Origin of the sequence: Tsukamurella sp. DT100, from assembly GCF_049844855.1 — a bacterium.
Classification (GTDB): domain Bacteria; phylum Actinomycetota; class Actinomycetes; order Mycobacteriales; family Mycobacteriaceae; genus Tsukamurella.
Genome location: NZ_JBNCLV010000007.1, coordinates 35,249 through 49,129, shown reverse-complemented (window position 1 = coordinate 49,129; position 13,881 = coordinate 35,249). Strand labels below are relative to the sequence as shown.

At 71.5% G+C, this 13,881-nt stretch carries 11 protein-coding genes; 2 read left to right on the top strand and 9 right to left on the bottom strand.

Going from position 1 to position 13,881, the window contains the following annotated elements; genetic code table 11:
• Nucleotides 1-51: 51 nt before the first annotated feature.
• The 3 genes from ACLQ3K_RS17385 to ACLQ3K_RS17375 form a co-directional block, all read right to left on the bottom strand.
• Nucleotides 52-660 carry a regulatory protein RecX gene (locus ACLQ3K_RS17385; protein ID WP_224651647.1) on the bottom strand — a complete coding sequence of 203 codons (609 nt, stop codon included), beginning with the start codon at nucleotides 658-660 and terminating at the stop codon, nucleotides 52-54.
• A gap of 6 nt (nucleotides 661-666) precedes the next feature.
• The gene (gene recA, locus ACLQ3K_RS17380; RefSeq protein WP_224651649.1) at nucleotides 667-1,716 is read right to left on the bottom strand and encodes a recombinase RecA; all 1,050 of its coding nucleotides are present in this window, start codon (nucleotides 1,714-1,716) and stop codon (nucleotides 667-669) included.
• 236 nt (nucleotides 1,717-1,952) lie between these two features.
• Nucleotides 1,953-2,756, bottom strand: a complete 804-nt coding sequence (locus tag ACLQ3K_RS17375) for a helix-turn-helix domain-containing protein (RefSeq protein ID WP_426000917.1) — start codon at nucleotides 2,754-2,756, stop codon at nucleotides 1,953-1,955.
• A gap of 51 nt (nucleotides 2,757-2,807) precedes the next feature.
• On the opposite strand from ACLQ3K_RS17375, the gene ACLQ3K_RS17370 reads away from it, so the two are divergent.
• Nucleotides 2,808-3,230: a DUF2000 domain-containing protein gene (locus ACLQ3K_RS17370; RefSeq protein WP_224651653.1), complete on the top strand. Its 423-nt coding sequence runs from the start codon at nucleotides 2,808-2,810 to the stop codon at nucleotides 3,228-3,230.
• A gap of 75 nt (nucleotides 3,231-3,305) precedes the next feature.
• Here the strand turns inward: ACLQ3K_RS17370 and ACLQ3K_RS17365 are convergent, their stop codons facing one another.
• Nucleotides 3,306-6,890, bottom strand: coding sequence for an indolepyruvate ferredoxin oxidoreductase family protein (locus ACLQ3K_RS17365; RefSeq protein ID WP_426000916.1), 3,585 nt, complete (start codon nucleotides 6,888-6,890; stop codon nucleotides 3,306-3,308).
• A gap of 173 nt (nucleotides 6,891-7,063) precedes the next feature.
• Between ACLQ3K_RS17365 and ACLQ3K_RS17360 the strand changes: the two genes are divergently transcribed.
• Nucleotides 7,064-10,204, top strand: coding sequence for an arabinosyltransferase domain-containing protein (locus tag ACLQ3K_RS17360; protein WP_426000915.1), 3,141 nt, complete (start codon nucleotides 7,064-7,066; stop codon nucleotides 10,202-10,204).
• A 63-nt stretch (nucleotides 10,205-10,267) separates the two neighbouring features.
• Here ACLQ3K_RS17360 and ACLQ3K_RS17355 read toward each other — a convergent pair whose 3' ends face one another.
• From ACLQ3K_RS17355 to ACLQ3K_RS17335, 5 genes are all read right to left on the bottom strand, one after another.
• Nucleotides 10,268-10,459, bottom strand: a complete 192-nt coding sequence (locus tag ACLQ3K_RS17355; RefSeq protein ID WP_224651659.1) for a DUF3046 domain-containing protein — start codon at nucleotides 10,457-10,459, stop codon at nucleotides 10,268-10,270.
• 9 nt (nucleotides 10,460-10,468) lie between these two features.
• The gene (locus ACLQ3K_RS17350) at nucleotides 10,469-11,611 is read right to left on the bottom strand and encodes a glycosyltransferase (protein WP_426000914.1); all 1,143 of its coding nucleotides are present in this window, start codon (nucleotides 11,609-11,611) and stop codon (nucleotides 10,469-10,471) included.
• A 55-nt stretch (nucleotides 11,612-11,666) separates the two neighbouring features.
• The gene (locus ACLQ3K_RS17345; protein ID WP_224651663.1) at nucleotides 11,667-11,837 is read right to left on the bottom strand and encodes a hypothetical protein; all 171 of its coding nucleotides are present in this window, start codon (nucleotides 11,835-11,837) and stop codon (nucleotides 11,667-11,669) included.
• 125 nt (nucleotides 11,838-11,962) lie between these two features.
• Nucleotides 11,963-12,835, bottom strand: a complete 873-nt coding sequence (gene pspM, locus ACLQ3K_RS17340; RefSeq protein WP_426000913.1) for a phage shock envelope stress response protein PspM — start codon at nucleotides 12,833-12,835, stop codon at nucleotides 11,963-11,965.
• A gap of 16 nt (nucleotides 12,836-12,851) precedes the next feature.
• Nucleotides 12,852-13,667 (bottom strand): PspA/IM30 family protein, encoded by an 816-nt coding sequence (locus tag ACLQ3K_RS17335; RefSeq protein WP_336670491.1) that lies wholly within the window; start codon nucleotides 13,665-13,667, stop codon nucleotides 12,852-12,854.
• Nucleotides 13,668-13,881 lie beyond the last annotated feature (214 nt).

The following is a 13,881-nucleotide window of genomic DNA, read 5'->3' as shown; positions in this document are numbered from 1 at the left end:
GACGCGCCTCCGCGCGGGCGGCGCTGGCGGCGTGCCTCTGCTGCCTCGCGGCTACTCGTGTGCGGCGTCGGCCTTCTCGCGGACCGCGTCGAGAACGACCGACAGCGCCAGCGACGGATGATAGCCGCGGCGGCCGAGCATGCCGACGAGGCGCTGCACCAGCTTGTCCCGATCGATCCGATCCTCCGGGACCTCGACGCGGGCGAGCTTGCGCTCCACCAGCTCCGCGGCGCGCTCCCGCTCGTCCTCGCGGCTGACGGTGTCGAGCGCGGCCGACGCCTCCTCCTCGCCGACGCCCTTCGTCCGCAGTTCCTGAGCCAGGGCGCGGCGTCCTCGGCCGGAGAACTGGTGCCGGGACTGGACCCAGCGCTGCGCGAACGCGGCGTCGTCGATGAGGCCGGCGTCGACGAACTTGTCGAGCATCCGCTCGGTGAGTTCCTCGTCGAAGCCGCGGCGCGCGAGCTTGTTCCGCAGTTCGGACCGCGAGTGATCGCGCATCGCGAGGGCACGGTAGATCAGGTCCCGGGCCAGCGCCTCTCGCTGCGCCGGGTCCTGCTCCTTCTGCTGCGGTTCGCCGGCGGCCGGGTCATCGCCGCCCCGCGGGCGGCGCCCACGGCGCCGACCTCGCGAGACGACCTCGTCGTCGGCGTAGTCCGACATCGCGGCCTAGAAGTCGACGGGCGCGGGAGCGATCTCGTCGGCGTCGGCAGTGACATCGGCGCCCACGCCGAGCTTCTCCTTGATCCGCTTCTCGATCTCGTCGCGGACGTCCGGGTTCTCGACCAGGAACTTGCGGGCGTTCTCCTTGCCCTGGCCCAGCTGGTCACCGTCGTAGGTGTACCAGGAGCCCGACTTGCGGATGAAGCCCTCGTTGACGCCCATGTCGATGATGGAGCCCTCGCGGCTGATGCCCTGGCCGTAGATGATGTCGAACTCGGCCTGCTTGAAGGGCGGCGAGACCTTGTTCTTGACGACCTTGACGCGGGTTCGGTTGCCCACGGCGTCGGTGCCGTCCTTGAGGGTCTCGATCCGGCGCACGTCGAGTCGCACCGACGAGTAGAACTTCAGCGCCTTACCGCCCGTGGTGGTCTCGGGCGAGCCGAACATGACGCCGATCTTCTCGCGCAGCTGGTTGATGAAGATGGCGGTGGTGCCGGAGTTGTTCAGGGCGCCCGTCATCTTGCGGAGCGCCTGGCTCATGAGGCGGGCCTGCAGGCCGACGTGGCTGTCGCCCATCTCGCCCTCGATCTCGGCCTTGGGGACCAGCGCGGCCACCGAGTCGATCACGATGATGTCGAGCGCGCCGGAGCGGATCAGCATGTCCGCGATCTCGAGCGCCTGCTCACCGGTGTCCGGCTGCGAGACGAGCAGGGCATCGGTATCGACGCCGAGCTTCGCGGCGTAGTCGGGATCGAGCGCGTGCTCCGCGTCGATGAAGGCGGCGATGCCGCCGTTGGCCTGCGCCTCCGCGACCGCGTGCAGCGCCACCGTGGTCTTACCCGAGGACTCCGGGCCGTAGATCTCGATGACACGGCCGCGCGGCAGGCCGCCGATGCCGAGCGCGACGTCCAGCGCGATGGAGCCGGTGGGGATCACCGCGATGGGCTGACGCACCTCGTCTCCGAGGCGCATGACCGAGCCCTTGCCGTAGTTCTTGTCGATCTGTGCGAGGGCCAGCTCGAGGGCCTTATCGCGATCCGGTGCCGCAGGTGCCATGGGACTCTCCGTCCTTCGGGCCGGGACTGGGAAGAGCCGCCGGCGCTGGGTTCTACTGTTGCTACGGACGCTAGAGGGACCCTCTGACAAGTTTTCGCATCCGCATCGGGCGCGCTCTCGCCGGCTCACTTTCACGTCGAACACCGTCGACTATAGGCGAACCTGCGTTCGAAGCAAGCATCGAACGCGCGACACGCCGCGCCGCGCCGATCGGGTGGCCGAGGCCCCCGGTCCGATCACCTCCGAGCTGCGGTTCCGCCGCTCCGCGCGTAGCGACCGGGAGTGGTCCCGACCATCGACTTGAAGTGACGGTTGAGGTGCGACTGATCGTGGAAGCCCGCCTCCACCGAGACCTCGGCGGGTGTTCCCCCGGCGAGCAGCATCCCGCGCGCCAGCTCGACCCGCCTGCCGATGAGGTACCGGTGCGGAGGGAGCCCGAACTCGCGGGAGAACTCCCTGACCAGGTGCGTCGGGTCCACGTACAGCCTGCGCCCCGCCTCCTCGAGGGTCATCCCCTCGCGGACACGACCGTCGAGCAGGTCCCGGAAGGCGTGCGCGACCGACCGATTCCGCGGCATCTCCGGCGGCTGCGGATTCCCGTCCAGGTGCCATTGGAGGCGTTCGAGGATCAGGGCGAGCCGGCTCGCCGCTTCGAACTCTTCACCCGGAGCCGTGAGCGCGCCGTTGAGGCGGTCGACGCGGCGGCGGAGCGGACCGTCGAGCAGTGTCGGCCTGCCGACCGCGCGGCCGACCCCGGTGAGCATCCGTGACTCCAGATAGATCACCCGCTTGTCGAAGCCGCCCGCCGTCAGGCTGTGCCCGTCGTGGGCGACGTGCGGCGGCAACAACGTCACCGACCGCGTCGTCGAATCGCACCGCTCCCCACCCAATTCGTACCCGATGCGGCCGCGGTCGACGGTGAGCAGCGTCCACACGTCGTGCGTGTGCATCGGGTAGGCGTGCTCCTCGAAGTGCGCCCGGAACACCTCGGCGATCCCCTCGACGTCCGGACGCCAGGCGACGGTCGACTCCGCGGACATCCATCAAGTATGTACAAGACCCGCCGCCCGGGCGGCGGCGACGCTGGAGGCATGACCGAGACGATTCGATTCGACACCAAGATCGCGGTGCTGCTCCGGGACGACCTGGCCGGGTGGCAGCGCCTCAACACCACCGCGTTCCTCGTCAGCGGGATCGCCGCCACCGTCCCCGAGGTCGTCGGCGAGCCCTACGCCGATGCCGACGGCGTCGCCTACCTGCCGATGTTCCGCCAGCCCGTCCTCGTCTTCGAGGGCGCCGGCGAGACGCTCCGCGCCGCTCACCGGCGGGCGCTGGGACGGGGCCTGACCGTCTCCGTCTTCACCCGGGAGCTCTTCTCGACCGGCAACGACCGAGACAACCGCGCCGCGGTGCAGGCGGTCGGCAGCGACGACCTCGACCTCGTCGGCATCGGTGTGCACGGCCCCAAGAACGCCGTCGACCGCATCCTCAAGGGCGCACGCATGCACCCGTGATCCAGGCCTGGAGACGACGGCGACCGCCCCTCCGGATCGGAGGGACGGTCACCGTCGAACACGGGAGAGCGGGAGCTACCAGCCCAGCGTCTCCAGCTGCGCCTGGACGGCGGCGCGGTACTTCTCCACGTTGTCGGTCTTGATCGACTCGTAACCGCGGACCATGTCCGGCAGCTCGGCGAGGGCGACGACCTGGTCACGCTGCTCGTCCGCGACGCGACCGCCCTCGGCGGCGGCGATCATGAGGCCCACCAGCGCGCGGTACTCCGCGATGAGGGTGCGCTCCATGCGCCGCATCTCGGTCATGCCGAAGACGTCGAGCTTGGTGCCGCGCAGGCGCTTCATCTTCGCCAGCGTCTTCATGCCCGGGTTCACCCACTCGCCCAGCGCGAGCTTGTTCTTCAGGCCCATCTCACGCAGTGTCGGCGGGTGCAGGCGGATCGCCTTCTTGGCGTCGGCGCCGAACTCGTCGGCGACCTGTGCCGCGAAGCCGGCGTCCTGCGAGAGGCGCGCCACCTCGTACTCGTCCTTGTACGCCATCAGCTTGTGCAGGTTGTGCGCGACGGCCGCGGTCAGATCCTCCGAGCCCCAGCCCTTCTCGGCGCGGAAGACGCGCACCACGTCGTCGACGTAGCGCTCGGCGTAGGCCTTGTCCTGGTAGGCGACGAGCTCGTCGACCCGCAGCCCCACCTGGCGGAGCAGCTCCTCGGAGCCACCGTCGAGGGCGGCGACGAGGCCCTTGGCGAACGCGCTGACCGGGGCCGGCGCGGGCACGGGATGCAGGGCGTCGATCGCGGCCTTGACGCCGGCCGGGTCCGAGACCGACTGGCGGCCACGACGGAAGGCCTGCAGGTTCTTCTCCACGGCCACGCCGTTGAGCTCGATGGCCCGCTCGATCGACGCCGAGCTGATCGGCAGCGCTCCGGTCTGGAACGCGGCACCGACCATGAACATGTTCGCGTACTGCTCGTCGCCGAACAGCTCCAGCGTCAGCGCACCCGGATCGAGGTAGACGGTGCGCAGCGACGCCCGGTCGATCTCCTGATGGATGGTGCCCGCGTCGGGGTAGCCGACCGAGGTGTCGATCACCATCTGCCCTGTGGGCACCTGGGTGGTCGAGACGATCGACGTGGTGCGCTCCGGCGAGGCCACCTTGAGGTTCTGCGGATCCACGCCGACGAGGCTGTCGCACGAGAGGTACACGTCGCAGTCGCCGGAGGCGACCTTCGCCGCCTGGTCCACGTACGTCGCCGAGACCTTGATGTCCGAGACCACGGCGCCGCCCTTCTGCGCCATGCCCGTCATGTCGACGGTGCGCGCGGAGTGGCCGTCGAGCACCGTGGCGGTCGCGAGGATCGCGGAGACGGTGACGACGCCCGTGCCGCCGATGCCGGTGACGCGGATGGCCATGCCGTCGGCCTCGCGGCGCGCCTTCTTGGGCTGCGGGATCGACTCTGCGGTGATCTCGGGCACCGACTTGCGCACCTTGCCCTGCGCGCCCGGCGTGACCGTCACGAACGACGGGCAATCGCCCTTGAGGCAGGAGAAGTCGAGGTTGCACGAGCTCTGGTCGATCCGCGTCTTGCGGCCGAACTCGGTCTCGACCGGGTGCACCGAGAGGCAGTTGCTCTTCTGGCCGCAGTCGCCGCAGCCCTCACAGATCCGCTCGTTGATCACGACGCGCTGGTTCGGCACCGGGTACTTGCCGCGCTTGCGCTTGCGCCGCTTCTCCGCGGCGCAGTGCTGATCGTGCACCAGGACGGTGCAGCCCGGGACCTCGGCCAGCTCGCGCTGGATGTCCAGGGTGTCGGCGCGGTCGCGGACCTCGACGCCCTTCGGCAGGCCGAGGGCCTTGGTGCGCTTGGGATCGTCGGACGTGACGACGACCTTGGTGACGCGCTCGGCGAGCAGCAGCGTGCAGATCTGCGGCAGCGTCATCTCGCCGACCGGGTCCTGGCCGCCCGTCATCGCGACGGTGCCGTTGAACAGCAGCTTGTAGGTGATGCGCTCCCCCGAGGCCACGGACTGGCGCAGGGCCAGCGAGCCCGAGTGCATGAACGTGCCGTCGCCGATGTTCTGCACGAAGTGCTTCTCGGTGACGAAGGGGGCCATGCCGACCCACTGCGCGCCCTCGCCGCCCATCTGGCTGACGCCCGTCACGTCGCCCACCTGCTGCGGGTCCATGAGGAGCACCATCGCGTGGCAGCCGATGCCGGCGCCGACCAGCGTGTCGTCGGCGACCTTGGTGGAGGTGTTGTGCGGGCAGCCCGAGCAGAAGTACGGGCTGCGCTGCGCCAGCGGCAGCTCGATGCGGGTGCGCACCTGCGCCTTCCGGTCCAGCCAGTCCTTGGCGGCGGGCACCTGGTGCACGCGCGCCAGGCGCGAGGCGAGGCCGCGGGAGACCGAGTCCACGTCCAGCTCGCCGAAGCGGGAGAACAGGGTGGAGCCGTCCTCGTTGGTCTTGCCGACGATGTTCGGCGCACCCGGGTGGCGGAACAGGATGTCGCGCATCATGGTCTCGAGGAAGTCGCGCTTCTCCTCGACCACGATCACCTCGTCGAGGCCGTCGATGAACTCGTGCATGATCTGCCGCTCGAACGGGTAGACCATGCCCATCTTGAGGATGCGGATGCCGAGCCGGTTGAGCTCGTCGTCCTCGATGCCGATCAGCCGCAGCGACTCGCGCACGTCGAGGTAGGTCTTGCCGGCGCAGACGATACCGATCCGGTCGTCGCTGGAGCGCACCGTGATCCGGTTGAGCCGGTTGATCCGCGCGTACTCGGTGGCGCGCGGCATGCGCACCGTCAGCTGGTTCTGCTCGAGCTCCATCAGCTTCGCGCCGAGCAGCAGGCCCGACGGGACGTGCGGGCTGGTGCCGAGATCGCCGTAGACGGGCAGGATCCGGTCCGGGTGCACGTCGGCGGTCGAGGAGCCGTCCGCGACGTGCGCGGAGATCTTCAGCGACGTCCACAGGCCGGACACGCGCGACATGATCGCCGCGTGCACGCCCAGGTCCAGGATGTCCTGCGAATCGGCCGGGTACAGGATCGGCATGTACAGGTCGGCCAGCGCCATTTCGGAGGCGCACGGCACCGTCGAGCTCTTGGCGCCCGGGTCGTCACCGACGAGGGCGACTGCGCCGCCCGCCGCGTGGGTGCCGATGATGTTGGCGTGCCGCAGCGCATCGGTCGCGCGGTCGAGGCCCGGGGCCTTGCCGTACCAGTAGCCGGTCACGCCGTCGAGGCCGCGGTCGAGGTGCCCGACCTGCGCGGCGATCTGCGAGCCCATGACCGACGTGGCGGCCAGTTCCTCGTTGAGGCCGGGGCGGTGGACGATGTCGAAGTCCTTGAGGTACTTCGTGCGCTTGGCGATCTCCAGGTCGTAGCCCGCGAGCGGCGAGCCCTCGTAGCCGGAGATGAACGAGCCCGTCTTGAGGTTCTGGCGGCGATCGAGCCGCGCCCGGTCGCGCACCATGCGGACCAGGGCCTGAATGCCCGTGAGGTAGATCGTGCCCTCTTCGCGCGTGTACCGATCGTCCAGGGAGAAGGACTCGACCGCGGCGGACTGCCCGCCCCGGGGGTCGGCGTCGTGCCGGCCCGCCTGCGTGGCATCCGTGCCACTGGGAACCTTCTCGATCGGCGAATTGGCGTCAAGGGTCACTGAAACCACCGTGCTTTCTCTCAATACGCCCTGTTCCAGGGGTGGCGGAACCGGGCGTGGGCTGTGTCGGTGGTCACAGCATAACTGCTGAGACGACCTATTTCACACCCGTCTCGGGCGACTCGCCGCGCGCCGACCGGACCCGCCGCTGCGGGCCGATACCCTGATTGATCGTGAACCTCCGAATCGCCCGGATCGCCGCCGTCGTGGCCGGCCTGATCGGCCTGGTGCTCGCGATCGCGACGCCGCTGCTGCCGATCAAGCAGACCGCCGTCACGATCGACTGGCCGCAGTCCGGATCACTCGCGCCGGTCACCGCGCCGCTCACGATGTACAAGCCGCTCGAGGTGGACGCGACGATCCCCTGCGCGGTCGCGGCGGCGGCACCGTCGGACCGGCAGACGGTGCTCGCGGCCACGACGCCCCCGCCCGCCGGGGACCGGGCGCGCACGGCCGGGCTGTACGTCACCGTCGACGGCGAGGCGCTGACGGTCCGCTCACGGGGCGCTCTGGTGCACCACGTGCCGCGCGCCGACCTGGCGCGGTGCGGCGAGCTGCGGATCGCGATCGACGCCGATCACGCCTTCGCCGCGGCCACGGGCATCTCCGGTCAGGGCGACGTCCGCGGCGATCTCCGGCCCCAGGTGGTGGGCGTGTTCTCCGACCTGCCGGCGGACCTGCAGGGCCCGACGCCGAAGATGACCATCGACGTCGACTCGCGGTACACCTCCTCCCCGTCGGTGCTCAAGGGCACCGCGATCCTCGTCGGCGTGGCCTGCGTGCTCCTCTCACTGCTCGCGCTGGCGCTGCTCGACCGCGCCGACGGCCGGCGCCGGGGCCGGCTGCTCCCCCGCAGTTGGCTGCACGTGCGCCTCGCCGACGTCGCCGTGATCGGCAGCCTGCTGGTCTGGCACATCGTCGGGGCGCCGACGTCCGACGACGGCTACATCCTCGGGATGATCAAGGCCGCGCCGCACTCGGGCTACATGCCCGAGGTCTTCCGGTACTACGACGCGCCCTACGCGCCCTTCGGCATGCCCTTCTACGTGGTCTCGTGGATGGCGGATCTCAGCGTCTCGAGCCCGTGGCTGCGCCTGCCCGCGCTGCTGTCGGGGATCCTGGCGTGGTTCCTGCTCTCCCGCGAGGTGCTGCCGCGCCTCGGGCTGAGCAAGCGGCGCGCACCGCGGGACTACTCGCGGGCGCTGTGGGCGATGGCGGCCGTGTTCACCCTGTTCTGGCTCACCTACAACCCCGGCCTGCGTCCGGAGCCGATCGTCGCGGTCGGCACCGTCGTCACCTGGTGCCTGGTGGAGCGCTCCGTCGCGACCCGCCGCCTCGCCCCCGCGGGCCTCGGCCTGGTCGTGGCCGGCCTGACCCTCTCCGCAGCCCCGACGGGCAGCTTCGCGTTCGTCGTCTTCCTCGTCGCTGCGGCGCCCCTGTGGCGGGCCGTCGTGGCGCACGTGAAGGCGAACGGCTACGCGGCGACGCTGCTGACGCTGGGCGCGGCCGGCGCGTCGGTGCTCTTCCTCGTCTTCGCCGACCACGGCCTCGTCGAGATGCTGCAGTCCACCAAGCTGCTCGGCGACGTCGGGCCGAGCGAGCCCTGGCACCGCGAGATCATCCGGTACGAGGCCCTGTTCCAGCAGAACCCCAACGGTTCCGTCGCCCGACGGTTCGCCATGCTCGCGCTGTTCCTCGGCTCGGCGATCGTCGTCGCGCTGCTGCTGTGGCGGCGACGCATCCCCGGCATCGCGACCGGGCCGGCGCGCCGCGTCGTGGCCGCCATCGGCGTCTCGCTGCTGGTCATGGCCTTCAACCCCACCAAGTGGACCCATCACTTCGGCGCGTTCGCCACGCTGGGCGCAATGGTCGCGGCGATCGCCGTGGTCGCGGTCGGGCCGCGTACCATCCGGCGCCCCCAGTTCCGGCTCCTCGCCCTCGCGGCCGTCGCGGGCTGCGCGACGCTGGCCTTCGAGACGACCAACGGCTGGTTCTACCCGGGCAACTTCGGCATCCCCTGGGGCGGCGCCGAGCCGGCCGTCGCCGGGATCAAGATCGCGAACGTCTTCGGCGCGGCCACCGTCGTGCTGCTGCTCGCGGCGCTCGTCGTGCACGTCACCGGTTGGACGCCGCGCGTCCCCGAGGTCGGCGGACGCCTGCCGGGATTCGCGACGCCGATCACGCTGGTCGCGACGCTGATCATCGCGATGATCGGCGCCACCAACGTCGCGTCGATCATGATCCAGCGACCGGCCTACTCCTACGGGCAGCAGAACCTGCGCTCGCTCGCCGGCAACCCGTGCGGCATGGCCGACGAGGTGCTCGTCGAGCGCGACGCCACCGCGGGCGTGCTCACTCCCATCGGCAACGCCCCCGATCCGCTCGTCGGGGAGCTCAACACCAACTTCACCCCGAACGGCATCGCCGGCAGCCTGTCCTCGTCGTCGCGGGGCGCCGCGGACCTCGTGCGCACCGGCGACGCCGACAACACCCCGTCGAACACGGGCGGCACCGGCGGCGGCACGCTCGACGCGCCCGGCGTCAACGGCTCCACGGCGGCGCTACCCTTCGGGCTCGACCCTGCGCGCGTGCCTGTGGTCGGCAGCCGCCAGACCGGGCCGCAGCACTCGGCCCGAGCCGTCTCCAGTTGGTACGCGCTGCCCGCCGGCGGGATCGACCGGCTGCTGACGATCAGCGTCGCCGGCCGGTTCAACCCCGGCGACCTGCAGCTCGAATTCGGCTCCGGGACCGACACGATCACCCCGAACGGGGCCGTGACACCGATCGACATCGGCCCGCTCCCCGCGTGGCGCAACCTCCGCGTCCCCGCGGAGACGGTGCCCGCGGGCGCGACCGCCGTGCGCGTGCGCGCGAGCATCACGGCACCGTCGGAGAGCACCTGGGTGGCGTACACGCCCCCGCGCGCTCCGAAGCTGGAGACGCTGCAGGAACTGTTGGCCGACGACCCTACGCTGGTCGACTGGGGCGCCGGCATCGGCTTCCCCTGCCAGCGCCAGTGGCGCGAGAACGGCGGCGTCGCGGAGCAGCCGCGGTGGCGGATCCTGCCCGAGCGCGATCTCGCGGCCGCGGCGACCACCACGTGGCAGGGCGGCGACGCCGGCGGGCCGCTGGGCTGGGCGCTGCTGCTCGCCAAGGCGCAGACGGTGCCGACGTACCTGAACCACGACTGGGGCCGGGAGTGGGGCGCGCTGGAGCGGTACGTGCCCTACGTCGATGCGCCGGCGGCGCAGCTGGGCCGGACCGAGGTCACGCGTTCCGGGCTGTGGACGCCGGGCCCGACGCCCCAGGAGTAGCTACCAGCGGGACCGGGGGACGTCGGGGTCGGGGCGGAGGGCACGCGCCCGACGCGAGGTCGGCTACCAGCGGGACCGGGGGACGTCGAACTCGGAACAGAGCTCGCGCCAGACGTCCTTCGGGTCCACGCCGGATTCGATGGCCTGATCGCCGGTCGCGCCGAAGGCGCTGAGCCGGTGGTCCCGCATCAGAGTGTCGCCGCGGAGGGCGCCGAACTCGGCGTAGAGCAGTTCGCGGAAGTCAGTCAGGCGCACCGCACCAGGTTACCGATACGCCTCGCACACGAGCACGGGGTCTGCGACGCGGTGCGCACCGTCGGCGGCGGCGCGGGCGGCCCGGGCGAACGACGGGTCGTCGAGGACTCGGCGCACGCCGTCGCGGATCGCCTCAGCGGTCGCAGGCCGCACGAGGACGCCGCTCCCCTGCCGCGCTACGCGGTTGGCGAGTTCCCATTGGTCGCCGCCGCCGGGGACGACGACGACCGGCTTGCCTGCGGTGAGCGCCTTGGTGAGCATGCCGTGCCCGCTGCCGCAGACCACGGCGTCGGCCCGCGCGACCAGGTCGTCCTGGCGGCCGAAGCCGCTGGCGACCCACGGCTCGTCGAAGGCGGGCGGGTTCAGCCCGCTCACCGCGAGGCGCACGCCGGCGCCGCGGAGGCCGTCGACGGCGACCTCGGCGAGGTTCTGCTCCCCCGTCGCCGCGGTCGACGGGGCCACCATGACGAGCGGACCGGCACCGTCGGGAACGGGGCACGGATCGTCCGTGGGCTCCAGCGTGAGGGGCCCGACGAGGTGCGTCCGCGCCGGCCAGTCGGGCCGGGGCAGCTCCAGTGCGGGGATGGTGGCGACGAGCCGGCCGGCGGGCCCGCCGTCGTGGGACGGGAGGCCGATGCCCGCGCGGGCGGCCTCGCGCTGACGGCGACCGTTGCGCAGGTCGCGGGCGGTGAACGCGCGGAGGACGACGTCGCGGAGCAGTTCGCGCGGCGTCTGCGCGGGGGCCAGCCCGGAACCGATGGGCGGCAGCCCCGCCGAGGGCAGGTAGAGCGGGTGCGGGCTGAGCTCCAGCCAGGGCACACCCAACAACTCCGCGGCCATCCCGCCGCCGGGGGTGAGGATGTCGGCGACCACGAGGTCGGCGCGGAAGGCCTCGATGCCGGGGAGGACCAGCGTGGCGATGTGGGCGGCGCGGCCGTGGATCTTGGATCCGGCGTCGCCGTCGTCGTCGCCCGGTCGGGCGGCCAGGCCCGGCAGCTCGCGCGTGTCGACGCCGTAGCGCGCGCCGACCCCGCCCCACTGCCGTCCGGTGAAGACGACGGGCTCGTGCCCGGCGCGGATCAGGCGGAGCGCAAGGGCGAGGCCGGGCAGTGCATGCCCGGCCTCGGATCCCGCGACGATCGCAACGCGCACCCGCACTCCTTCGTGAGCCGGCGGCATGCCCGGGGGGCGTGCGCGGGGCGGCTCGCTAGAACGTGGTCGGGGTCTTCTTCCCCGAGCCCAGCCACTTGACCACCGAGACGATACCGATGATCACCAGCGCGATGATGGCGAGCGGGAACAGCGACTTGATGATCGCCGAGGCCACCATCAGTACGAGCCAGATGGCGACGATGGCGCCGAGGATCTTCCAGAACATTGCGGTGCACCTTTCGGGGGATTTTCGTTGAGTCCTTCGCCTTCCATACTGCCCCCGTCGGAGCACGGAAGTCACGCTCTGAACTGCGGTTTCAGGGAGATTTGGGGGTTAACCCCGAGAGCGGATCACCAGGTGTGGGGATCCGGCACCGGCGGCAGCGCCGCTATGCCGTAGGCCCAGGCGCGCAGCCGTTCGGCGGTCTCCTGCAGGCGGGGCGTCGCGGTGCTGAGCTCGTCGAACCGGGCGGGCGACCCGAGGGACCGGCGCGCAGCGGCCACCGTCGTCGCGGCGGAGCGGACCATCTCGCGGTAGGCCTCGACGCCCTCGTCGAGGCTGTCGAGACCATCCTCGAAGGTCTCGCGCAGGTACGCGGCCGAGCCACCCCCGCCCGCGACGACGCGCTCGAGGTCGATGAGCTGTTCGGCGTAGGAGATGATGGCGTCGGCGGAGGTCTCGGCGTCGTCGTCGAGCTCGCTGAGGGCGTCGGGCGGCAGCGCGCCGGAGCGGGTGAGCACCGACATGAGCGCCAGGAACTCCTGCTCGGCGTCGGCGAGCGCGCGCACCGGGTCGTGGAGGGCCGACGAGCGCGCGGGGACCGCGCGGCGGGCGTAGGTGCGGGGCGGCGGCGGAGTGCGGCGCAGGCGGCGCAGCTTGCGGACGGCGTAGCCCGCGGGCACGGCGATGAGCGCGGTGACGGCGGTGGCGGTGCCGCCCACGACGGGCGCGGCCGCGGCGAAGCCGCCGACGGCCACCACGGCCGAGGTGGAGGTGGTCGCGGCCCAGCTGTTCACGGTGTAGCGGGCCTGCTTGATGGAGCGCTGGTGGGCCGCCTTGGGATCCCGGCGACGGGCGGCCTTGTCGCGGGCCTCGTCGGCGGCGCGGGCCGCCGTCTCCATCGCGGTGGACGCGGCGCTGATCGCGGAGGCGGCCATCCGACCAGCAGAGGCCGCCACCGCCGAGAAGTCGGTGCGGTGGCGGCCTCCTCGCTGGTCAGTCATCGTTCCTCGTCGGTTCTCAGGGCTTCTGGAAGTTCGGGTTCGGGGCCTGCTGCGGGGTCTGCGGGGCGGGGGCCGCCTGCGGGGCCGCGGGGGCACCCTTGATCTGGCCGCTGGCCTGCATCGACGCGCGGATCTGCTCGAGCCGCGAATGGCCGGCCATCTGCACGGTGGCGTTCTGGACCTCCATCATGCGTCCCTGCACGGAGTTCTGCGCCAGCTCGGTGGAGCCGAGGGCGTTGGCGTAGCGGCGCTCGATCTTCTCGCGGACCTCGTCGAGGTTGGGGGTGTTGCCCGGGGCCGCAAGCTGACCCATCTGGTTGAGCGACGCGGAGACCTGCTCCTGCATCTTCGCCTGCTCCAGCTGGCTGAGCAGCTTGGTACGCTCGGCGAGCTTCTGCTGCAGCTGCATGGCGTTCTGCTCGACGGCGCGCTTGGCCTGGCCGGCGGCCTGCAGCGACTGGTCGTGCAGCCCCTTCAGGTCCTCGACGCTCTGCTCGGCGGTCACCAGCTGCGCGGCGAAGGCCTCGGCGGCGTTGGTGTACTCGGTGGCCTTGGCGACGTCACCGGCGGCGGTCGCCTGGTCGGCGAGCTGCACGGCCTGACGGGTGTTCGCCGACAGCTTCTCGACCTCGGCGAGCTGACGGTTCAGCTTCATCTCGAGCTGACGCTGGTTGCCGATGACGGCCGCGGCCTGCTGCGAGAGCGCCTGGTGCTGGCGCTGCGCGTCTTCGATCGCCTGCTGGATCTGCACCTTCGGATCGGCGTTCTCGTCGATCTTCGAGTTGAACAGCGCCATCAGGTAGTTCCACCCCTTGACGAACGGGTTAGCCATCGTCAGTTCTCCTCCGCCTCGATACGTCCATCGCCGAACCCACGTCCGGCCGTCCGGCGACCGCCGGACTCGTGCTTATCAATCTATCGGCAAACGACCCTGTTGCGCCGCCCTGGTCGCGGGGGGGGGGGCCATACCCCGAACCGCGGCCCGCGGGGTTACCGGGGAGGGGGGGGGGGGCGCGGGGGGCGGGCGGCCGCGGGGGGGGGTCTGG

What these genes read in the sequence shown, in the direction of transcription:
- ACLQ3K_RS17345 (WP_224651663.1), bottom strand. Translation starts at nt 11,837, where the DNA reads ATGTTCTGGAAGATCCTCGGCGCCATCGTCGCCATCTGGCTCGTACTG.
- ACLQ3K_RS17385 (WP_224651647.1), bottom strand. Translation starts at nt 660, where the DNA reads ATGTCGGACTACGCCGACGACGAGGTCGTCTCGCGAGGTCGGCGCCGT.
- ACLQ3K_RS17335 (WP_336670491.1), bottom strand. Translation starts at nt 13,667, where the DNA reads ATGGCTAACCCGTTCGTCAAGGGGTGGAACTACCTGATGGCGCTGTTC.
- ACLQ3K_RS17375 (WP_426000917.1), bottom strand. Translation starts at nt 2,756, where the DNA reads ATGTCCGCGGAGTCGACCGTCGCCTGGCGTCCGGACGTCGAGGGGATC.
- ACLQ3K_RS17370 (WP_224651653.1), top strand. Translation starts at nt 2,808, where the DNA reads ATGACCGAGACGATTCGATTCGACACCAAGATCGCGGTGCTGCTCCGG.
- pspM (WP_426000913.1), bottom strand. Translation starts at nt 12,835, where the DNA reads ATGACTGACCAGCGAGGAGGCCGCCACCGCACCGACTTCTCGGCGGTG.
- recA (WP_224651649.1), bottom strand. Translation starts at nt 1,716, where the DNA reads ATGGCACCTGCGGCACCGGATCGCGATAAGGCCCTCGAGCTGGCCCTC.